General features: G+C 73.1%; 22 protein-coding genes and 1 riboswitch. Of the genes, 16 read left to right on the top strand and 6 right to left on the bottom strand.

Annotated features, from left to right (window positions below; translation table 11 throughout):
• Window positions 1-228: 228 nt before the first annotated feature.
• The gene (locus ADK41_RS18110) at window positions 229-858 is read right to left on the bottom strand and encodes a TetR/AcrR family transcriptional regulator (RefSeq protein WP_030822316.1); all 630 of its coding nucleotides are present in this window, start codon (window positions 856-858) and stop codon (window positions 229-231) included.
• Between the two features lie 107 nt (window positions 859-965).
• Here ADK41_RS18110 and ADK41_RS18105 point away from each other — a divergent pair, with 107 nt between their 5' ends.
• Window positions 966-1,967 (top strand): ABC transporter permease, encoded by a 1,002-nt coding sequence (locus ADK41_RS18105; protein ID WP_030822313.1) that lies wholly within the window; start codon window positions 966-968, stop codon window positions 1,965-1,967.
• Between the two features lie 93 nt (window positions 1,968-2,060).
• Here the strand turns inward: ADK41_RS18105 and ADK41_RS18100 are convergent, their stop codons facing one another.
• Window positions 2,061-2,348, bottom strand: coding sequence for a type II toxin-antitoxin system Phd/YefM family antitoxin (locus tag ADK41_RS18100; protein WP_030822310.1), 288 nt, complete (start codon window positions 2,346-2,348; stop codon window positions 2,061-2,063).
• Between the two features lie 67 nt (window positions 2,349-2,415).
• Between ADK41_RS18100 and ADK41_RS18095 the strand changes: the two genes are divergently transcribed.
• The 3 genes from ADK41_RS18095 to ADK41_RS18085 all read left to right on the top strand — a co-directional run bounded on the left by ADK41_RS18095 (window position 2,416) and on the right by ADK41_RS18085 (window position 4,380).
• Entirely contained in the window at window positions 2,416-3,051 is a 636-nt protein-coding gene (locus ADK41_RS18095) for an ATP-dependent Clp protease proteolytic subunit (protein ID WP_030822307.1), read from the top strand.
• Window positions 3,052-3,058: 7 nt separating this feature from the next.
• Window positions 3,059-3,367, top strand: coding sequence for a hypothetical protein (locus ADK41_RS18090; protein WP_030822304.1), 309 nt, complete (start codon window positions 3,059-3,061; stop codon window positions 3,365-3,367).
• A gap of 349 nt (window positions 3,368-3,716) precedes the next feature.
• A riboswitch (cyclic di-AMP (ydaO/yuaA leader) is annotated at window positions 3,717-3,903 on the top strand.
• Window positions 3,904-3,906: 3 nt separating this feature from the next.
• Window positions 3,907-4,380, top strand: coding sequence for a C40 family peptidase (locus ADK41_RS18085; RefSeq protein WP_030822301.1), 474 nt, complete (start codon window positions 3,907-3,909; stop codon window positions 4,378-4,380).
• A 37-nt stretch (window positions 4,381-4,417) separates the two neighbouring features.
• Here the strand turns inward: ADK41_RS18085 and ADK41_RS18080 are convergent, their stop codons facing one another.
• Entirely contained in the window at window positions 4,418-4,879 is a 462-nt protein-coding gene (locus ADK41_RS18080; protein WP_030822299.1) for an ATP-binding protein, read from the bottom strand.
• A gap of 211 nt (window positions 4,880-5,090) precedes the next feature.
• On the opposite strand from ADK41_RS18080, the gene ADK41_RS18075 reads away from it, so the two are divergent.
• Window positions 5,091-5,951 (top strand): helix-turn-helix domain-containing protein, encoded by an 861-nt coding sequence (locus ADK41_RS18075; RefSeq protein WP_030822296.1) that lies wholly within the window; start codon window positions 5,091-5,093, stop codon window positions 5,949-5,951.
• Window positions 5,952-5,960: 9 nt separating this feature from the next.
• Entirely contained in the window at window positions 5,961-6,185 is a 225-nt protein-coding gene (locus ADK41_RS18070) for a DUF397 domain-containing protein (RefSeq protein WP_030822292.1), read from the top strand.
• Window positions 6,186-6,238: 53 nt separating this feature from the next.
• Here the strand turns inward: ADK41_RS18070 and ADK41_RS18065 are convergent, their stop codons facing one another.
• Complete coding sequence (locus ADK41_RS18065) at window positions 6,239-7,366, bottom strand: 8-amino-7-oxononanoate synthase (RefSeq protein WP_030822289.1); 1,128 nt, start codon at window positions 7,364-7,366, stop codon at window positions 6,239-6,241.
• A gap of 147 nt (window positions 7,367-7,513) precedes the next feature.
• Between ADK41_RS18065 and bioB the strand changes: the two genes are divergently transcribed.
• From bioB to ADK41_RS18045, 4 genes are all read left to right on the top strand, one after another.
• A complete protein-coding gene (gene bioB / locus ADK41_RS18060) occupies window positions 7,514-8,665 on the top strand; it encodes a biotin synthase BioB (RefSeq protein ID WP_030822276.1) in 1,152 nt (383 codons plus the stop codon).
• Window positions 8,658-9,938 (top strand): adenosylmethionine--8-amino-7-oxononanoate transaminase, encoded by a 1,281-nt coding sequence (locus tag ADK41_RS18055; RefSeq protein ID WP_030822274.1) that lies wholly within the window; start codon window positions 8,658-8,660, stop codon window positions 9,936-9,938. Before bioB ends, ADK41_RS18055 begins: the two co-directional genes overlap by 8 nt.
• Window position 9,939: 1 nt before the next feature.
• Window positions 9,940-10,656, top strand: a complete 717-nt coding sequence (gene bioD, locus ADK41_RS18050) for a dethiobiotin synthase (protein ID WP_030822271.1) — start codon at window positions 9,940-9,942, stop codon at window positions 10,654-10,656.
• Between the two features lie 69 nt (window positions 10,657-10,725).
• Window positions 10,726-11,427 carry a class I SAM-dependent methyltransferase gene (locus tag ADK41_RS18045; RefSeq protein ID WP_030822268.1) on the top strand — a complete coding sequence of 234 codons (702 nt, stop codon included), beginning with the start codon at window positions 10,726-10,728 and terminating at the stop codon, window positions 11,425-11,427.
• Here ADK41_RS18045 and ADK41_RS18040 read toward each other — a convergent pair whose 3' ends face one another.
• A complete protein-coding gene (locus ADK41_RS18040; protein WP_030822265.1) occupies window positions 11,428-11,802 on the bottom strand; it encodes a hypothetical protein in 375 nt (124 codons plus the stop codon).
• A 4-nt stretch (window positions 11,803-11,806) separates the two neighbouring features.
• Window positions 11,807-12,082: a hypothetical protein gene (locus tag ADK41_RS18035; RefSeq protein WP_030822262.1), complete on the bottom strand. Its 276-nt coding sequence runs from the start codon at window positions 12,080-12,082 to the stop codon at window positions 11,807-11,809.
• A 123-nt stretch (window positions 12,083-12,205) separates the two neighbouring features.
• Between ADK41_RS18035 and ADK41_RS18030 the strand changes: the two genes are divergently transcribed.
• The 6 genes from ADK41_RS18030 to mug all read left to right on the top strand — a co-directional run bounded on the left by ADK41_RS18030 (window position 12,206) and on the right by mug (window position 18,063).
• The gene (locus tag ADK41_RS18030; RefSeq protein WP_030822259.1) at window positions 12,206-12,631 is read left to right on the top strand and encodes a GNAT family N-acetyltransferase; all 426 of its coding nucleotides are present in this window, start codon (window positions 12,206-12,208) and stop codon (window positions 12,629-12,631) included.
• 159 nt (window positions 12,632-12,790) lie between these two features.
• Window positions 12,791-14,158 carry a hemolysin family protein gene (locus ADK41_RS18025; RefSeq protein ID WP_030822256.1) on the top strand — a complete coding sequence of 456 codons (1,368 nt, stop codon included), beginning with the start codon at window positions 12,791-12,793 and terminating at the stop codon, window positions 14,156-14,158.
• The gene (locus ADK41_RS18020; RefSeq protein ID WP_030822253.1) at window positions 14,155-15,168 is read left to right on the top strand and encodes a hemolysin family protein; all 1,014 of its coding nucleotides are present in this window, start codon (window positions 14,155-14,157) and stop codon (window positions 15,166-15,168) included. Before ADK41_RS18025 ends, ADK41_RS18020 begins: the two co-directional genes overlap by 4 nt.
• Window positions 15,169-15,226: 58 nt before the next feature.
• The gene (locus ADK41_RS18015) at window positions 15,227-16,003 is read left to right on the top strand and encodes an SGNH/GDSL hydrolase family protein (protein WP_030822241.1); all 777 of its coding nucleotides are present in this window, start codon (window positions 15,227-15,229) and stop codon (window positions 16,001-16,003) included.
• A gap of 72 nt (window positions 16,004-16,075) precedes the next feature.
• Window positions 16,076-17,518: an adenylosuccinate lyase gene (gene purB / locus ADK41_RS18010; protein ID WP_030822237.1), complete on the top strand. Its 1,443-nt coding sequence runs from the start codon at window positions 16,076-16,078 to the stop codon at window positions 17,516-17,518.
• Window positions 17,515-18,063, top strand: a complete 549-nt coding sequence (gene mug / locus ADK41_RS18005) for a G/U mismatch-specific DNA glycosylase (RefSeq protein ID WP_051843049.1) — start codon at window positions 17,515-17,517, stop codon at window positions 18,061-18,063. The genes purB and mug overlap by 4 nt, the downstream gene beginning before the upstream one ends.
• Window positions 18,064-18,071 lie beyond the last annotated feature (8 nt).

The following is an 18,071-nucleotide window of genomic DNA, read 5'->3' as shown; positions in this document are numbered from 1 at the left end:
GATCCTCTCCGCTGTGAGGCAGCTGGGAACAGGGTTCGGGGCGGTTCTTTGCCAATCCGATGACCGGATGCCGACACCCCGTCAATCGGACACGCTTTTCAGCGGGCCGAGCGTTTCCGGCCTGTCCGGCGTTCGAGGACGAGGCCGTTCAGGCCGAAGGGGGGCCCGGGGGCGCAGCCCTCCGGGGGGTGGGGAACGGAAACGGGCGGCGGGGGCGACCACCATCCGTCAGCTGTCCGCGCGAGCAGGCCCCATGGCCATCAGCGCCCGCAGCCCCTCCCCCAGCGTCCGCTCGGAGATCCCGCCGAAAAGCGCCATCTGAGCGGCAGACCCCTGCACGAGCGCGATCATCGCCCGCGCCACGGCGTCCGTGTCCGCGTCGGCGGACATCAGACCGGCGTCCTGGTAGCTCTCGACGACCCTCCCCCAGGCCCTGCGGACGTCGTCGTACCCCTCCCCCAGCACAGCAGCCAGCTCAGGACTGCGCGTGGTCTCCGTCCACACCTGGATCATCAGCCGCGGGAACATCCACTCACCGCCGTCCAGAGTGGCCGGCCGCTCCTCCCTCATCCGGGCCAGGGACCTCGGGACGAGCACGTCCGGGGTGGGCGGCGGGCTCTCCCGGGCGGCCTGTTCGAGGATGCCGCGCACCGTGTCGAGCACATCGGTCACGATCGCGGCGATCAGCTCGTCCTTTCCCCGGAAGTACCGGTAGACGGCGCCCGCGGAGAGGTCCGCCTCCTTGAGCACGTCCTGCATCGAGGTGGCGTGGAAGCCGTTGCGGGCGAAGCAGGACGCGGCGCCGTCGAGGATCTGACGGCGGCGGGCGTCGAGGTGCTGCTGGGATACGCGGGCCATGGCCGCAATCTAAAACGAACATTCCTTCTTGACAAGGAGCGGACGGAGCGGGACGGTGACGGTGAACCTAAAACGAACGATCCTTCTTTTTGATCTCCGGAGTCCTCATGTCCCTCTCGACACCGTCGCCGCACCGTCGCGTCGTCGCCGTGACGCTGCTGATCCCCGCCCTGGTGGCGCTGGCGCTCTGGGCCTTCGCCTGGCCCGCGGCCCGTACGGCGCCCCGCGACCTGCCGCTCGGCGTGGCCGGCCCCACCGCCGCGACCGCACCGGTGGAACAGCGCCTGGAGCACCAGGAGGGCGCCTTCGACCTCCACCACTACGCCGACGAGGCCGCCGCCCGGGAAGCGGTCGAGAACCGCGAGGTCTACGGCGCGGTCGTCGTCACCGGGCAGGGACCGAAACTGCTCACCGCGTCCGCCGCGAGCCCGGTCGTGGCCCAGCTGCTGCAGCAGGCGGTGACCCAGCAGGCCGCCGCCTCCGGCAGCCGGGTCACCACCGTGGACGTGGTGCCCGCCGCCGAGGGGGATCCGCGCGGCGCGGTCCTGAGCGCGAGCGTGCTGCCGCTGGCCCTGGCCGGGATCGGCGCCGGGGCCGCGGTGACGCTGCTGGGGCTGCGCGGCGCCCGCGCGGTGGCCGCGCTGGCCGGTTCCGCCACCCTGGTGGGCGCGGCGGCCGCGGCGCTGGCGCACAGCTGGCTGGACGCCGTTCCGGGGAACCTGTGGACGGTGGCCGGTACCTTCGCGCTGGCCGCGCTGGCCATGGGGGCGACGGTCGCCGGACTCGCGGCGCTGCTCGGACGGGCGGGCATCGCGCTCGGCGGCTTGGTGATCATGCTGCTCGGCAACCCCTTCTCGGGGGCGTCCTCGGCGCCGGAGATGCTGCCCGAGCCGGCCGGGGCGATCGGCCGGTGGCTGCCGCCGGGGGCGGGCGTGTCGCTGCTGCGCTCGGTGTCCTTCTTCGACGGCGCGGGGGCGGCCGGGCCCGCCCTGACGCTGACCTGGTGGGCCGCACTGGGCCTGGGCGCCGTACTGGTCGGCGGCGCGCTGAAGGAGCGTACGAGGAGCGCGCGGTCCGCGTCCGGGCGCGAACCGGTCCCCGCCGGCTGACCGCGGGCCGCTCGACGGCCGGTCCCGGGCCTCGCGGCAAAACCGTGCACCCCCTCCGAGGTGGACGGGGGTGCACGGTTTTGCCGCGAGGGCTTACGAACCGGCCGTCCCCCGGTGCTCCGCCGCGATGCCGAAACGCTGCCGTTCGCGGGGAGCGGACGCGACCTCGCGGACGCCGGCCACCGTGCTGATCACCTGCTCCTCGACCGGCTCCCGCGCCTCCCCGAGTTCTTCGAGTCGTCGCAGGTCATCGGCGGAGACGAGGGCGACGAGGGGCTTTCCGTGCCGGGTCACGACGACGCGCTCACCGCCGTACACCACACGGTTGATGAGGTCGGCGAGCTCAGCCCTGGCTTGGGTAACCGGAATCTCGTAGGCCATGAACCCATCATAACGTCACGTACGTCCTGTACATTTTTTACAGAGACGACCAGACAGGAGGGCCCTCATGACCCGACCGTCCGCCCGCCACGTCCTGCCCGAGCTCACCGAACGCACAGCGTCCGGGAACCGGACGACGGACCCCTACTCGAAGCTGCTCGAGGAGCGGATCGTCATCCTCGGGACACGGATCGACGAGACCTCCGCGAACGACGTGATGGCGCAGTTCATGTACCTGGAGCACCACTCCCCCGACCGGGACATCTCGCTCTACGTCAACTCCCCGGGCGGCTCCTTCCACGCCATGTCGGCGATCTACGACACGCTGCGCTACGTCTCCTGCGACGTGGAGACCATCTGCCTGGGCCAGGCGGAGGGCGCCGCCGCGCTGCTGCTGGCCGCCGGCGCCCCGGGAAAGCGCATGCTGCTGCCCGGCTCACGCCTGGTGCTCCGCCAGCCCTCCCTCCCGGAGCCGGTGGAGGGACAGACCAGCGATCTGGCGATCCGGGCCGAGGAGTTGCTCCGGGTCCGGTCGCGGATGGAGGAGATCCTGGTCCGGCACACCGGCCGCAGCGCGGAGCGGGTCCGGGCGGACATCGAGCGGGACACGGTCCTCGACGCGCGGGCGGCGGTGGAGTACGGGCTGGCGGACCGGATCGTGCCCGACCGCAGGAGCGTGTCCCCCGCCTCCGGTGCGAGGTGAGCCGCGGATGCTGCCACCGGAGCTGCCGCCGCTGCCCGCGCTGACCCGCGCGGAGGCCGAGTTGATCGACCGTTATCTCGAGGCCGTCGACCTGCTCGGCCGGATCAACCCGGCCCTGGGCGGTGACACCTATCGCGGACTGCGCGCCGCCCAGGCACTGGTCGGCAAGGCCGTCGCGCTGCGCGACGCGCTGACCCTGATGCACCGGCGCGGCGAGCGCGAACTGCACTCCGGCACGCTGGCCCGGGCCCTGCGGGTGCTGGACGGCGAACGGCGCACGGCCCGGGTCACGCTGCCGCCGGACCCCGGCAGTTGACGCCCGCGGGTCCCGGGCGGCGGTCCCGGCCGGCGGCGCGCCCCGGCCGGGGTTGAAACGGACCAAACGGCGTACCCCCGTCCGGCGTAGACGAACCTGCTGTTTTCGGGCCCTCGGAGTTGCGCGACGCGCGTACCGCACCACCGGAACGGTCCTTTTCTCCCCTGGTCCGCGGCTCCTCCGGGCTCCGGCGGGAGTCCGAACAGGGGGGTGTCCACCCGAACGGATGAGTGGTGAGTAACAACACAAACCCCACGTTCCGTTGGGATTTCGATCGCGTCATGAGCCAAGATCCCTGACTGACGACAAGACCCCGCCGCCGCGGCGGGGCGATCCGGGCGGACGCCGAGTCCTGCCGCCGCCTGGATGACCGGTCGACAGGAGTGGATCGGCAGGAGTGGAGGACCCAAGCACGACGGGCCGCCGGGACGTCAGTTCCGAGCAGTCCTTGGGGTGAAGCCGCACACGTGCGGCCGGGCCACTTCGCCAGCCCGAATCCGACAGGTCATCCTTCACAGGCGGCTGACGAAGGGTTGCGCATGACTGCGCTCAATCGTGTCCCGTCTCTCATGGCCCGGGCCGGCACGGCCTCGGCCCTCACCCTGGCCGCCGTGGGCGGCTCCCTCGTGGTCCCCGGAGCCGCCTCGGAGGCGGCCGCGGCGAGCACGGCCACCAAGGCGCTGAACATCGCCGCCTCCAAGAAGGGCGCGCCCTACAGGTGGGGCGCCACGGGGCCGTACAGGTTCGACTGCTCGGGCCTGACGCTGTACTCGTTCAAGAAGGCGGGCAAGAAGCTGCCGCGCACCGCCGCCCAGCAGTACAACAAGACGCGCCACATCTCCGCCGGGAGCCGCAGGGCGGGAGACCTGGTGTTCTTCCATTCGGGCAGCTACGTCTACCACGTCGGCATCTACGCGGGTAAGGGGAAGATCTGGCACGCCCCGAAGACCGGGGACGTGGTGCGCCTGCAGAAGATCTGGACCTCCAACGTCTGGTACGGACGGGTGAAGTGACCTCGGGGCGGCGGCGCCCCGGGGCGCCGCCGCCCGGCTACTGCTCCTGCCGCCCGGCCGCCGTGACCGCTTCGGCGGCCCGGACGGTCCACGGGAGTTCCACCGACACGGTCTTGCCGCCCTCCCGGGTGGGGCTGATCCTGAGCCTGCCGCCGCACTCCACGGCCAGCCAGCGGATGATGACCAGCCCGCGGCCGTTGTCCTGCTGGACCGCCGCGGGCAGCCGCTTGGGGAACCGCGGGTGACTGTCCGTGACGCCGATGTGCACCCGTTCGTCACGGACCAGGACGACGTCCACCGTGAACGTGGGCGACTGCCCGAACGTGTGCTGCACCGCGTTGGTGGCGAGTTCGGAGACGATCAGCCGGACGGTGTCGCACAGTTCCGCGTCCGCCGGCATGCCCCATTCCTCCAGCGTGCCCACCGCATGGGCACGGGCGGCCGCGACCGAGGCGGGATCGCTCGGCAGAGTGACGGATGCTTCCAGATGGTCTGCCATGGCGACGTCGTCCCTTTCCCACGGGCCGCAGTCCGACACGGAGCGGATGGTTCGAGTACGGTCCCGCACTGGTGCTTCGCCGCCAGACTGCCATCACCGCACGGCGCAGGACGGCGATCCACCAAGATGTGCATATATCTGTCGCTCAAAGCGGTGAACTCTGCGACGGGAGACCGTATCCGGGCGGCCCGGAAGGAGTAAGGAGAAGTCCATGCAGCACGGCCCCGCGGTGCGCCGCCGGAAACTGGGCGCCGAACTGCGCGCGCTGCGCACCTCCGCGGGACTCACCAGCGGCGAGGCGGCCCGGCTGGCGGGCTGGCACCAGTCGAAGGTGAGCCGGATCGAGACGGGAGCCAGCGGGGTGAAACCGCCCGACGTGCGGCTGCTGCTCGACGTCTACGGCGTGGCCGACCCGCAGCTGCGGGAGTTGCTGCTGGTGCTGTCGGGCTCCGGCGACGGGGACGACCGGCACCACTGGTGGCACGCCTACCGCGGTGTGCTGCCGCCGACCTACCGGGACTTCATCAGCCTGGAGTCGCAGGCGAGCGCGATGCGCACCCTGGAGACCACGGTGATCCCGGGGCTGCTGCAGACCCCGGAGTACGCGCGCGCGGTGACGGAGGCGGCACTGGAGGGCGCGTCCGAGGAGCGCCTGGACACGCTGGTGGAGGTGCGGCTGGCCCGGCAGGACGTGCTGCGGGCGACGCCGCCGCTGGAACTGAGCGCGATCCTGGACGAGGCCGTGCTGCGCCGGGAGGTCGGCGGCCCCGGCGTGATGGCCCGCCAGTTGAACCGGCTGGTCGAGGCGGCCCGTCTCCCCCACGTGCGGTTGCAGGTCCTGCCGTTCGGCGCCGGCGCGCACATCGGCATGACCGGCCCTTTCGTAATCTTTTCATTTTCGCGCACTTCTGATCTGGACGTGGTAGTTCTCGACCACCTGACGAGTAGCCTCCACCTGGAGCGGAAAGAAGACCTCCGGGTGTACTCGGAGGCCTTCGACGCCCTCTCGATCCACGCCCTTTCACCCGAGGACTCGTTGGATTTCATCGCCGGCGCAGCCGCCGGCGCGTAAGGAGGCACGATGCCCGCACCGCCTCGGACCATCCCTTCCAGCCTCGCAGTGCACGATGCGGGGTGGCTGCGCAGCAGCTACAGCACGGGGGCGAACAACTGCGTCGAGACGGCCAGGCCGGTCGCCGGCCCCCTGGCCGGACTGCTCGCCGTGCGCGACTCCAAGGACCCGGCGGGGCCCGCGCTGCTCTTCTCCCCCGCCAGCTGGACGGAGTTCGTGACCGCGGTCGGCTGACGACCCGACCGGTCGGCCCGTCATCGGGCGACGCACGGCCGTGCCCCGCCGACTCATGGCCGCGTCTCGCCGATCACCCGTACAGCGCGTTCGATCTCCGCCCCGGAAAGGTCCGCGCGGGCGGTCAGCCTGAGCCGTGAGACGCCGTCGGGCACGGAAGGGGGACGGAAGCAGCCCACGGACAGGCCGGCCGCCCGGCAGTCGGCCGCCCACCGCACGGCCTGCTCCGGGGACGGAGCGCGCACGGAGACGACCGCGGCGTCCGGACGCACCGCTTCCAGGCCCGTGGCCGTCAGCCGGGAGTGCAGTTCCCGCGCCACCTCGCCCGCCCGTGCCGCGCGCCCCGGCTCACGGCGCAGCAGCCGAAGGGCGCTCAGGGCCGCTCCGACCGCGGCGGGGGCGAGCCCCGTGTCGAAGATGAACGTCCGGGCCGCGTTGACCAGGTGCTCGATCACCCGGGCCGGGCCGAGCACCGCTCCGCCCTGGCTGCCGAGAGACTTGGACAGCGTCACCGTCACGACGACGTCGTCGGCGCCCGCCAGTCCCGCCGCGTACGGGGCCCCGCGCCCGCCGTCGCCGAGCACGCCGAGGCCGTGCGCGTCGTCGAGCACCAGACCCGCGCCGTGCTCCCGGCACGCCGCGGCGAACCCGGTGAGCGGGGCGGCGTCGCCGTCCACCGAGAAGACCGTGTCGGACACCGCCACCGCGGGCCCGTGGTGCCCGTCCAGCGCCTTGCGCACGGCGTCGGGATCGGAGTGCGCCGCGACCCGTGTCGTACCGCGGGCCAGCCGGCAGCCGTCGATCAGCGAGGCGTGGTTGCCCGCGTCGGAGACGATCCTGGAGCCGTGCGGGGCCAGCGCGGTGACGGCGGCGAGGTTGGCCGCGTAGCCGGAGGAGAAGACCAGGGCCGCCTCGAAGCCGCAGAAACCGGCCAGTTCGCGTTCCAGTTCGGCGTGGAGTTCGGTGGTGCCGGTGACGAGCCGGGAGCCCGTCGATCCGCCGCCCCAGGTCCGCGCGGCCCGTGCGGCGCCCTCGGTGACCTCCGGGTGCCGGGCCAGGCCCAGGTAGTCGTTGCTCGCCAGATCGAGCAGGGGCGTGTCGGCGGCCCGGGGGCGCAGGGCGCGTACGAGTCCGGCCCGGCGGCGCAGTTCCGCCTGCTCGTCGATCCAGCCGAACGCCATGGGTCCTCCGGGGATTTTGTAGGCAGTGCACAGACAGTAGCGGGCGGCCGGAGGGACCACTGTGTGGCGATACCCACACCTCGAAGTGCCCCTGTTGTACGAACCCTCCTTGGCCCGGGTGGGTCGGGTAGGACAGGATCAGCTCCCATGGACCTGCTGAACACGCTGGTGGACAAAGGGCTTCGGCGCGAGACGCCGACCCGCGGGGAAGCTCTGGCCGTCCTCGCGACGTCCGACGACGACCTGCTCGATGTGGTGGCCGCGGCCGGGAAGGTGCGGCGGCACTGGTTCGACCGACGGGTGAAACTCAACTATCTCGTCAACCTCAAGTCCGGCCTGTGCCCGGAGGACTGCTCCTACTGTTCGCAGCGGCTCGGCTCCAAGGCCGACATCCTGAAGTACACCTGGCTCAAGCCGGACCAGGCGTCGCAGGCGGCCGCCGCCGGACTCGCGGGCGGCGCCAAGCGGGTGTGCCTGGTGGCCAGCGGCCGGGGCCCGACCGACCGTGACGTGGACCGGGTCTCCGACACCATCAAGGCCATCAAGGAGCGGCACGAGGACGTCGAGGTGTGCGCCTGCCTCGGCCTGCTCTCCGACGGCCAGGCGGAGCGGCTGCGGGAGGCGGGCGCGGACGCCTACAACCACAACCTCAACACGTCCGAGTCGACGTACGGGGACATCACGTCCACGCACACGTACGCCGACCGGGTGGACACCGTGCGGAAGGCGCACGCGGCCGGTCTGTCCGCCTGCTCCGGGCTGATCGCCGGTATGGGGGAGTCCGACGAGGACCTGGTCGACGTGGTCTTCTCGCTGCGCGAGCTGGACCCGGACTCGGTGCCGGTCAACTTCCTGATCCCGTTCGAGGGGACGCCGCTCGCCAAGGAGTGGAACCTGACCCCGCAGCGGTGCCTCAGGATCCTCGCGATGGTGCGGTTCGTCTGCCCGGACGTCGAGGTGCGGATCGCCGGCGGCCGTGAGGTGCACCTGCGCACGATGCAGCCGCTCGCGCTGCACCTGGCCAACTCGATCTTCCTCGGCGACTACCTCACCAGTGAGGGCCAGGCCGGCAAGGCCGACCTGGAGATGATCGCGGACGCCGGGTTCGAGGTGGAGGGCGCCGGCGAGGTGACGCTGCCCGAGCACCGCGCGGGCGGCGGCTGCGGCTCGCACGAGGGCTCCGGCGCGTGCGGTCCGGCGACCGCGGAGCCCGTCGGGAGCGCGCCCGAGGAGCCCCGTACGGACCTGGTCGCGGTACGCCGCCGGGGCGCCGGAACGGACCTCGCGCCCAATGCCTGAGCGGTCCGTCGCCGAGCTGCTGGAGCTCGACCGGCGGCACGTCTGGCATCCGTACGGGCCCATGCCGGGCCGTCGGGAACCGCTCGTCGTGGAGTCGGCGAGCGGGGTGCGGCTGAGGCTCGCCGACGGCTCGGGCGAACTGGTCGACGGGATGTCGTCCTGGTGGTCGGCGATCCACGGCTACAACCACCCGGTGCTGAACGAGGCCGCGCGCGGGCAGCTGGAGCGGATGAGCCACGTGATGTTCGGCGGGCTCACCCACGAGCCCGCCGTGCGGCTGGCGAAGCTCCTCGTCGACGTGTCGCCGGACGGTCTCGAGCACGTGTTCCTCGCCGACTCCGGGTCGGTGTCGGTCGAGGTCGCGGTGAAGATGTGCCTGCAGTACTGGCGTTCGCTGGGCCGGCCGGAGAAGCAACGGCTGCTGACCTGGCGGGGCGGCTACCACGGCGACACCTGGCAGCCGATGTCGGTGTGCGATCCCGAGGGCGGGATGCACGAGCTGTGGTCCGGGGTGCTGCCGCGCCAGGTCTTCGCGGACGCGCCGCCCGCCGGGTACGAGGAGGCCTACGCGGAACACCTGCGGTCCACGGTCGAACGGCACGCCGGCGAGCTGGCCGCGGTGATCGTGGAGCCGGTGGTGCAGGGCGCGGGCGGGATGCGGTTCCACTCCCCCGCGTACCTGCGGGTGCTGCGCGAGGCGTGCGACGCGCACGACGTGCTGCTGGTGTTCGACGAGATCGCGACCGGGTTCGGGCGCACGGGCGCGTTGTTCGCGGCGGGGCACGCGGCGGTGACGCCGGATGTGATGTGTGTGGGCAAGGCGCTGACCGGCGGTTATCTGACCATGGCGGCGACGCTGTGCACCGCCCGGGTGGCGAGGGGCATCTCGCGCGGTGAGGTGCCGGTGCTGGCGCACGGCCCGACGTTCATGGGCAATCCGCTGGCGGCGGCCGTGGCCTGCGCCTCCGTCGAGCTGCTGCTCGGCCAGGACTGGCTCGCGGAGGTCGAGCGGATCGAGGCGGGCCTGCGGGAGGGGCTGGCGCCGGCGGCCGGGCTGCCCGGGGTGCGGGACGTGCGCGTGCTCGGCGCCATCGGGGTCGTCCAGCTCGACCACGCCGTCGACATGCGGGCGGCCACGGAGGCCGCCGTGCGTGAGGGCGTGTGGCTGCGGCCGTTCCGCGATCTGATCTACACCATGCCGCCGTACGTCACGGGTGACGCGGACGTGGCGCGCATCGCCCATGCGGTGTGCGCGGCGGCGAAGGAGGGATGACATGCCGGTGATGGTGATCACGGGCACGGGCACCGAGGTCGGCAAGACGGTGGTGACGGCCGCCCTCGCCGCGACGGCGCTGGCGGCGGGCCGGTCGGTGGCCGTGCTGAAGGCGGCGCAGACGGGTGTGCGGCCGGACGAGGCCGGGGACGCCGAGGAGGTCGCGCGGCTCGCCGGTGCGGTGACGACGGACGAGCTGGCCCGGTACCCGGATCCGCTGGCGCCGGCCACGGCGGCCCGCCGGGCCGGCCGGGCGCCGGTGCGTCCGCACGAGGTCGCGGAGCGGGCCGCCAAGCTGGCCGCGGAGCACGATCTGGTGCTGGTGGAGGGCGCGGGCGGGCTGCTCGTGCGGTTCGACGCGGCCGGCGGGACGCTGGCGGACGCGGCGGCGCTGCTGGCCGCGCCGGTGCTGGTGGTGGCGTCGGCCGGGCTCGGCACCCTGAACGTCACGGAGCTGACGGCCCGTGAACTGCGCGGGCGAGGGCTGGACCTGGCGGGTGTGGTGATCGGCAGCTGGCCCGCCGGGCCCGACCTGGCCTCGCGGTGCAATCTGCTGGACCTGCCGGACGTGACCGGCGCCCCGCTGCTGGGCGCCGTGCCGGCCGGGGCGGGCGCGCTGGACCCCGCCGGGTTCCGGGCCTCGGCGCCGCACTGGCTGGCTCCCCGGCTGGCGGGGACCTGGGACGCGGAGACGTTCCGGGCGCGCGAGGCGCCCTGACGGCGGACAGGGGTGCGGATCACCTGTTCGGGGGAGAATCGGCGTAGGCCCGTCCCGAGGGAGGTCCTCATGCAGCTGCGGTCCGGCCGGTCCACGAGGGTGGAGCGGGATGCCGTGCACCATCCGCTGTTCGCGCGGTGCTACGCCCGGCTCAGCGTCGTCGCCGAGACCCGCGCGGGGATGGCCGGGGTGCGGGGCAGACTGCTCGGCGGGCTGTCCGGCCGGGTGATCGAGGTGGGCGCGGGCAACGGTCTGAACTTCGCGCACTATCCGGGCGCCGTCTCGGAGATCGTCGCCATCGAACCGGAGCGGCAGCTGCGGGCGCCGGCCGTGAAGGCCGCCCTGCGCGCCCGGGTGCCGGTGGACGTGGTGCCGGGTGTGGCGGAGGCGCTGCCGGTCAAGAGCGAGGCGTTCGACGCGGCGGTGCTCTCGCTGGTGCTGTGCAGCGTCCGGGACGTGCCGCGGGCGCTCGCGGAGCTGAGGCGGGTGCTGCGACCGGGCGGCGAGGTGCGGTTCTTCGAGCACGGCCGGGGCGGCGGCCGGGGCATGCGTCTCGCCCAGCGGGCGCTGGACCGGACGGTGTGGCCGTCGCTGGCCGGTGGCTGCCACGTGGCGCGGGACCCGGTCGGCGCGCTGCGGGAGGCGGGGTTCGAGCTCGGCCCGTACCGGCGGGTGCTGGTGCCGGACAGGGGGCCGGCGCTGCCCACCTCGTACTGCGTCATGGGCACCGCGTGGCGGCCACCGGGCGACGCGGCGGCCACCGGGAACTGATCAGTCGCACCAGCGGCGCAGCCCGGCCGCGTTGTCGTCCACCGTCGCCCCGCCGTCGTGGACGAGCCGGGCCAGGTCGCGCACCTGTTCCGGCGAGGTGACGACCTTCGGACCGCCGGCGACGAGGCAGGCGTACGCGACGGCGGGGGCGAACAGGGCGTTGGAGCGCTCCAGCGCGGGGACGCGGGTCAGCAACGGGAGCAGCGACGCGGCGCGGGCGTGCGGGCTGTCGTGGACGGGGACGTCGAAGATCTCGGCCTCGTGGCGTGCGACGGCGGCGACGAGGGCGCCCCAGTCGGTGACCTGGGGGTCTCCCGGGGTCTGCCGCTCGGCGGGCATCAACAGCCACGCGAGGTCGATACGCAGCTCGTCCAACGGCTCAGCGGCGACCTTCGCTCGTGCCTTCGCGCTCCGCCGCCACTCCCGGCTTCGCTCGAGCGGAAGGACCCCCACCGGACTCCTCGGCGAAGACGCTCTCGTACTGCTTCATGAAGTCGGCGGCGGCCTCGACGAAGGCGCGGCCCGCCTCGCCGGTGTCCTGCCGGACCAGTTCCTCGATGGAGCGGTTCACGCTCATCCCGCGCGCCGGGGCACGTTCCCGCGCCGCGCGGGCGGTGCCCTCGTCCACGCGCACGTTCAGCCGGGTCTTCGCCATGCCTCGAAGCCGGCACCGGGACGCCGGCAGCGACAAGTGCCGCGGACGGGGCGACCGGCGCGGTCGGAGGTCCGGATCGTGGAATGCCGTGCCGTACGGACTCCCGCGTGCTGTGATCACCGTATGACTGAGCTGCGCATACGGGCCGCGACGCCCGAGGATCTCGACACCGTGCTGGCCTTCTGGAAGGCGGCCGCCGAGGGCACGAGCATCAGTGACGACCGGGAGGGCGTGGAGCGGCTGGTCGCCCGCGACCCCCGGGCGCTGATCCTCGCGGAGAGCGGCGGTGAGCTGGTCGGCACGGTGATCGCGGGCTTCGACGGCTGGCGGTGCCACCTCTACCGGCTGGCGGTGCACCCGGACCGCCGCTGCCGGGGCATCGGATCCGCGCTGCTGGCCGCCGCGGAGGAACGGTTCGCACGGCTCGGCGGGCGCCGCGCGGACGCGATGGTGCTCCAGAACAACGAGACGGCCCATCATGCATGGGGCGCCGCGGGGTACGCGCGGGAGGAAAGCCGGCGGCGCTGGGTGAAGCCCCTCACCGGGTGATCCACGGCCCGACGGCGCCACTTTGCCGGTCCTTTACCCTTGGACGGCCACTCGGTCCTCCATGAAAGGTTGTGTGCGTCCGCCCATGGGCGAGCCCTTCGGTCCACGACACCGCGCGTCCGTTCCCGTCCTGTCCGACCATGGGACAGAGGTGACCCGATGACCGAAGTGCTCCTCCTTCTGGCGGCGATCCTGCTCTCGCTCGCCTGCGGCGCGTTCGTCGCGGCCGAGTTCTCCCTCACCACGGTCGAGCGGGCCGAGCTGGAGCGGGCCGTCGAACGCGGTGAGCGGGGGGCGGCGGGCGCCCTCAAAGCCGTACGGAACCTGACCTTCCAGCTCTCCGGCGCGCAGCTCGGCATCACGGTCACCAACCTGGTGGTCGGCATGCTGGCCGAGCCGTCGATCGCCGCGCTGCTCGCGGGCCCGCTGGAGGACATCGGTGTCTCCGGTTCGGTGGCGCGCTCCCTCGCCCTGGTGATCGGCACGGCCCTGTCGACGGTGTTCCTGATGGTGGTCGGCGAGCTGGTGCCCAAGAACTGGGCGATCTCCTCGCCGCTGGCCGTCGCCAGACGGGTGGGCAACGCGCAACGCTGGTTCAGCGCCGCCTTCCGCCCGTTCATCACGCACCTGAACAACACGGCCAACCGCATAGTGCGCCGTATCGGCGTGGAACCCGCCGAGGAGCTGGAGTCCGCGCGCGGACCGCAGGAGCTCGCGGCGCTCGCCCGGCACTCCGCCCGGGAGGGCGCCCTGGAGCCGGACACCGCCGAGCTCTTCGTCCGCACGCTGAACCTCGCCGACCTCACCGCCGAGAACGTGATGACACCGCGCGTCCAGGTCGTCGCGCTGGAGACGCACGCCACCTGCGAGGACGTGGCGAACGTGACCCGGGCGACCGGGCTGTCCCGGTTCCCCGTCTACCGCGACACCCTCGACGCGGTCGTCGGCACCGCGCACGTCAAGGACGTACTGGCGCTGCCCGCCGAGCGCCGCGCCCGGGTGCCCGTGTCGGAGCTGATGCGCGAACCGCTGCTGGTCCCCGGAACGCTCACCGTCGACCGGCTCCTCGACCGGCTCTCCGGGCGGCGCACCATGGCCGTGGTGATCGACGAGTACGGCGGCACGGCCGGCGTGGCCACGCTGGAGGACATCGTCGAGGAGGTCGTCGGCGAGGTCCGCGACGAGCACGACCCGCACGAGACCCCCGACCTGGCCCGCGCCGGCACCGACGCGAGCGGGCGCGCCCTGTTCTCGGCCGACGGCTCCGCGCGGGTGGACCAGCTCGCCCGGGTCGGCCTGCGCGCGCCGGAGGGGCCGTACGAGACCCTCGCCGGACTCGTGGCGGCCGAGCTGGGCCGGATCCCGGCCGTCGGCGACACCTTCGAGGTCGCCGGCTGGCGCCTGGACGTGGTGGACGCCGCCGGCCGCCGCGCGGCACGCGTCCTGCTGCACGCGCCCCTCGAGGACCGGCACGCGACGGACCGGCGGACGGCCGGGACCACGGATGACAGGGGGGCACGGCGATGACCGTCGTACAGCTGCTGATCGGTCTGGCGACCCTGGTCGTCAACGCCTTCTTCGTCGGCGCCGAGTTCGCGCTGATCTCGGTCCGCCGCAGCCAGATCGAGCCGTACGCGGACGAGGGCGACCGGCGCGCGAAGAGCGTGCTGTGGGGCCTGGAGCACGTGTCCGCGCTGCTGGCGGCCGCGCAGCTCGGCATCACGCTGTGCACCCTGGTCCTCGGCGTCGTCGCCGAGCCGGCCATCGCGCACCTGCTCGAGCCGGTGTTCCATGCGGTGGGCGTGCCGGAGGGCGCGGGGCACGCGGTGTCGTTCGTGATCGCGCTGGCGCTCGCGACGTATCTGCACATGCTGCTCGGCGAGATGGTGCCGAAGAACATCGCGCTCGCCGAGCCGGTGCGCAGCGCCCTGGTGCTGGGTCCGCCGCTGGTGGCGCTGTCCCGCGCGCTGCGCCCGGTGATCTTCACGGTCAACGCGTTCGCCAACGCGCTGCTGAAGCTGATGCGGGTCGAGACGCGGAACGAGGTCGTCGCGTCCTTCTCGGACTCCGAACTGGCCCAGATCGTGAAGGACTCCGGCGAGGCGGGCCTCATCGACGACCGCGCGCGGGAACGGTTGCACGACGCGCTGGAGCTGGGCCGGCGGCCCGTGCGGGACGTGGTGATGCCGCTGGAGCGCGTGGTCTACGCGAGCGTGGGGGTCACCCCGGAAGGGCTGGAGCGGCTGTCGGCGGAGTTCGGGTTCTCCCGCTTCCCGGTGGTGGACGAGCAGCGGCGGATCGTCGGCTACCTGCACGTGAAGGACGCCCTCGACGCCTCGCCGCGGGACCTGCCGTTCCGGCTGGGCGACATGCGGGCCATCGCGCGCGTGCGGGAGAGCACGCCGATGGACGACGTCCTCACCGCCATGCGGGGCAGCCGTACGCATCTGGCGGCCGTCCTCGGGGCCGACGGTCGGCTGGCCGGACTGGTGACCATGGAGGACGTGCTGCAGGAGCTGTTCGGGCAGCGGGCCTGAGCGCGGGGACGGGCGACCGACCGCCGGGTATGTGCCGCGGGATACCATCTGTGTCGCCATGCAGACGAATCCCACCTACAACAGCCTTGTCGCCCTCGGCGACTCCTTCACCGAGGGCATGTCGGACCTCCTTCCCGACGGCACCTACCGGGGCTGGGCCGATCTCCTCGCCGCGCGGATGGCGGCCGCCCGTCCCGGTTTCCGGTACGCCAACCTCGCGGTGCGCGGCAAGCTGATCCAGCAGATCGTCGACGAGCAGGTCGAGGTCGCCGCCGCCATGCGGGCCGACGTCGTCACCCTGGTCGGCGGGCTCAACGACACCCTGCGGCCCAAGTGCGACATGGGGAGGGTGCGGGAGCTGCTGACCGAGGCCGTGGAGCGGCTGGCGCCGCACTGCGGGCAGCTGGTGCTGATGCGCAGCCCCGGCCGCCAGGGGCCGGTCCTGGAGCGCTTCCGCCCGCGCATGGAGGCGCTGTTCGAGTGCGTCGACGAGCTCGCCGAAAAGCACGGCGCGCTGGTCGTCGACCTGTACGGGGCGCCGTCGCTCGCCGACCCCCGGCTGTGGGACGTGGACCGGCTGCACCTGACCGCGGACGGGCACCGCAGGGTCGCCGAGGCGGTGTGGCAGACGCTCGGTCACCCGCCGGAGGACCCCGAGTGGCACCTGCCCCCGGAGGCGACGCTTCCCCCGCGCTGGGTGGCCCGGCGGGTCGAGGACGCCCGGTTCGCCCGGCAGCACCTGCTGCCGTGGATCGGCCGTCGGCTCACCGGCCGTTCCTCCGGTGACGGGCTGCCGCCGAAGCGGCCCGAGCTGCTGCCCTACGAGGGCCGGTAGCGCCTCCTTGTGGTTTCCTCCAGGTCACCCGGTGGCGCGGGCCTGCAGGAATCGCCAGTAGACTCCCTGTACGTGACTGCTGCGCCCGCCAAACCCCGCATCCCGAACGTCCTCGCCGGACGCTACGCCTCCGCCGAGCTCGCCACGCTCTGGTCGCCCGAGCAGAAGGTGAGGCTGGAGCGCCGGCTCTGGCTCGCCGTGCTGCGGGCCCAGAAGGACCTCGGGATCGAGGTGCCCGACGCGGCGATCGCCGACTACGAGCGGGTGCTCGACACCGTCGACCTGGCCTCGATCGCCGAACGCGAGAAGGTCACCCGGCACGACGTGAAGGCGCGGATCGAGGAGTTCAACGACCTCGCCGGGCACGAGCACGTGCACAAGGGGATGACCTCCCGCGACCTCACCGAGAACGTCGAGCAGCTGCAGATCCGGCTCTCGCTGGAGCTGGTGCGCGACCGCACGGTGGCCGTGCTCGCCCGCCTGGGCAAGCTGGCCGGCGAGTACGGCGAGCTGGTCATGGCCGGCCGCTCGCACAACGTGGCCGCGCAGGCCACCACCCTCGGCAAGCGGTTCGCCACCGCCGCCGACGAGCTGCTCGTCGCGTACGGCCGGGTGGAGGAGCTGCTGGGCCGCTACCCGCTGCGCGGCATCAAGGGCCCGGTCGGCACCGCCCAGGACATGCTGGACCTGCTCGGCGGCGACGCGGACGGGCTGGCGGAGCTGGAGCGGCGGATCGCCGGGCACCTGGGCTTCTCGCAGGCGTTCACGAGCGTCGGCCAGGTCTACCCGCGCTCGCTCGACTACGAGGTCGTCACCGCGCTGGTGCAGCTGGCCGCCGCGCCGTCGTCGCTGGCGAAGACGATCCGGCTGATGGCCGGGCACGAGCTGGTGACCGAGGGCTTCAAGCCGGGCCAGGTCGGCTCGTCCGCCATGCCGCACAAGATGAACACCCGCTCCTGCGAGCGCGTCAACGGCCTGATGGTGATCCTGCGCGGTTACGCCTCGATGACCGGCGAGCTGGCCGGCGACCAGTGGAACGAGGGCGACGTGTCCTGCTCGGTGGTGCGCCGGGTCGCGCTGCCGGACGCGTTCTTCGCGCTCGACGGCCTGCTGGAGACGTTCCTGACGGTGCTCGACGAGTTCGGCGCCTTCCCGGCGGTCGTGGCCCGGGAGCTGGACCGCTACCTGCCGTTCCTCGCCACCACCAAGGTGCTGATGGGCGCCGTGCGCGCGGGTGTCGGCCGCGAGGTCGCGCACGAGGCGATCAAGGAGAACGCCGTCGCCACCGCCCTCGCCATGCGGGAGCGGGGCGCCGAGCGCAACGACCTCCTCGACAAGCTCGCCGCCGACGAGCGGCTGCCGCTCGGCCGGGCCGAACTGGAGGCGCTGATGGCGGACAAGCTGTCCTTCACCGGTGCCGCGGGCGACCAGGTCGCCGCCGTCGTGGGCCGCGTCGACGAGATCGTCAAGCAGCACCCGGCGGCCGCCGGCTACACCCCCGGGGCGATCCTCTGACGCGCTTCACCCAGGAGGAGCTGGAGGCCGCCCGCGACCGCCTCGTACCGGATGTGGTCGCGGACGGCCTGCGCGTGCTGTTCTGCGGCATCAACCCCGGTCTGACGACGGCCGCGACCGGCCACCACTTCGCCCGCCCCGGCAACCGCTTCTGGCCGGCCCTGCACCGCTCCGGTTTCACGCCCCGGCAGCTGCTGCCGTCCGAGCAGCGGGAGCTGCCGTCGTACGGGCTCGGCATCACCAACGTCGTGGCGCGGGCGACCGCGCGGGCCGACGAGCTGGGCGCCGAGGAGTACCGGGAGGGCGGGCGGCTGCTCGCCCTGAAGGTGGCCCGGCTGCGGCCGCGGTGGCTGGCCGTGCTGGGCGTCACCGCGTACCGCGCGGCGTTCGACGACAGGAAGGCGCGGGTCGGCCCGCAGGAGCGGACCATCGGCGGCACCCGCGTGTGGGTGCTGCCCAATCCCAGTGGGCTGAACGCGCACTGGACGCCGGCGACGCTGGCGGAGGAGTTCGGACGGCTGCGGGAGGCCGCGGCCGAGGAGTGACGGCCGGC

This window comes from Streptomyces caelestis (genome assembly GCF_001279005.1).
GTDB lineage: Bacteria > Actinomycetota > Actinomycetes > Streptomycetales > Streptomycetaceae > Streptomyces > Streptomyces heliomycini.
The sequence above is the reverse complement of the archived record's forward strand: the minus strand, read 5'-3'. Positions and strand labels throughout refer to the sequence as shown.

Coding starts and splice junctions, on each gene's coding strand:
- ADK41_RS18110 (WP_030822316.1), bottom strand. CDS start 858: ATGGCCCGCGTATCCCAGCAGCACCTCGACGCCCGCCGCCGTCAGATC.
- ADK41_RS18020 (WP_030822253.1), top strand. CDS start 14,155: ATGACCGTCGTACAGCTGCTGATCGGTCTGGCGACCCTGGTCGTCAAC.
- ADK41_RS18105 (WP_030822313.1), top strand. CDS start 966: ATGTCCCTCTCGACACCGTCGCCGCACCGTCGCGTCGTCGCCGTGACG.
- ADK41_RS18100 (WP_030822310.1), bottom strand. CDS start 2,348: ATGGCCTACGAGATTCCGGTTACCCAAGCCAGGGCTGAGCTCGCCGAC.
- ADK41_RS18065 (WP_030822289.1), bottom strand. CDS start 7,366: ATGGCGTTCGGCTGGATCGACGAGCAGGCGGAACTGCGCCGCCGGGCC.
- ADK41_RS18030 (WP_030822259.1), top strand. CDS start 12,206: ATGACTGAGCTGCGCATACGGGCCGCGACGCCCGAGGATCTCGACACC.
- ADK41_RS18085 (WP_030822301.1), top strand. CDS start 3,907: ATGACTGCGCTCAATCGTGTCCCGTCTCTCATGGCCCGGGCCGGCACG.
- ADK41_RS18025 (WP_030822256.1), top strand. CDS start 12,791: ATGACCGAAGTGCTCCTCCTTCTGGCGGCGATCCTGCTCTCGCTCGCC.
- ADK41_RS18090 (WP_030822304.1), top strand. CDS start 3,059: ATGCTGCCACCGGAGCTGCCGCCGCTGCCCGCGCTGACCCGCGCGGAG.
- ADK41_RS18075 (WP_030822296.1), top strand. CDS start 5,091: ATGCAGCACGGCCCCGCGGTGCGCCGCCGGAAACTGGGCGCCGAACTG.
- ADK41_RS18045 (WP_030822268.1), top strand. CDS start 10,726: ATGCAGCTGCGGTCCGGCCGGTCCACGAGGGTGGAGCGGGATGCCGTG.
- ADK41_RS18035 (WP_030822262.1), bottom strand. CDS start 12,082: ATGGCGAAGACCCGGCTGAACGTGCGCGTGGACGAGGGCACCGCCCGC.
- ADK41_RS18095 (WP_030822307.1), top strand. CDS start 2,416: ATGACCCGACCGTCCGCCCGCCACGTCCTGCCCGAGCTCACCGAACGC.
- bioB (WP_030822276.1), top strand. CDS start 7,514: ATGGACCTGCTGAACACGCTGGTGGACAAAGGGCTTCGGCGCGAGACG.
- bioD (WP_030822271.1), top strand. CDS start 9,940: ATGCCGGTGATGGTGATCACGGGCACGGGCACCGAGGTCGGCAAGACG.
- ADK41_RS18080 (WP_030822299.1), bottom strand. CDS start 4,879: ATGGCAGACCATCTGGAAGCATCCGTCACTCTGCCGAGCGATCCCGCC.
- ADK41_RS18015 (WP_030822241.1), top strand. CDS start 15,227: ATGCAGACGAATCCCACCTACAACAGCCTTGTCGCCCTCGGCGACTCC.
- ADK41_RS18070 (WP_030822292.1), top strand. CDS start 5,961: ATGCCCGCACCGCCTCGGACCATCCCTTCCAGCCTCGCAGTGCACGAT.
- ADK41_RS18055 (WP_030822274.1), top strand. CDS start 8,658: ATGCCTGAGCGGTCCGTCGCCGAGCTGCTGGAGCTCGACCGGCGGCAC.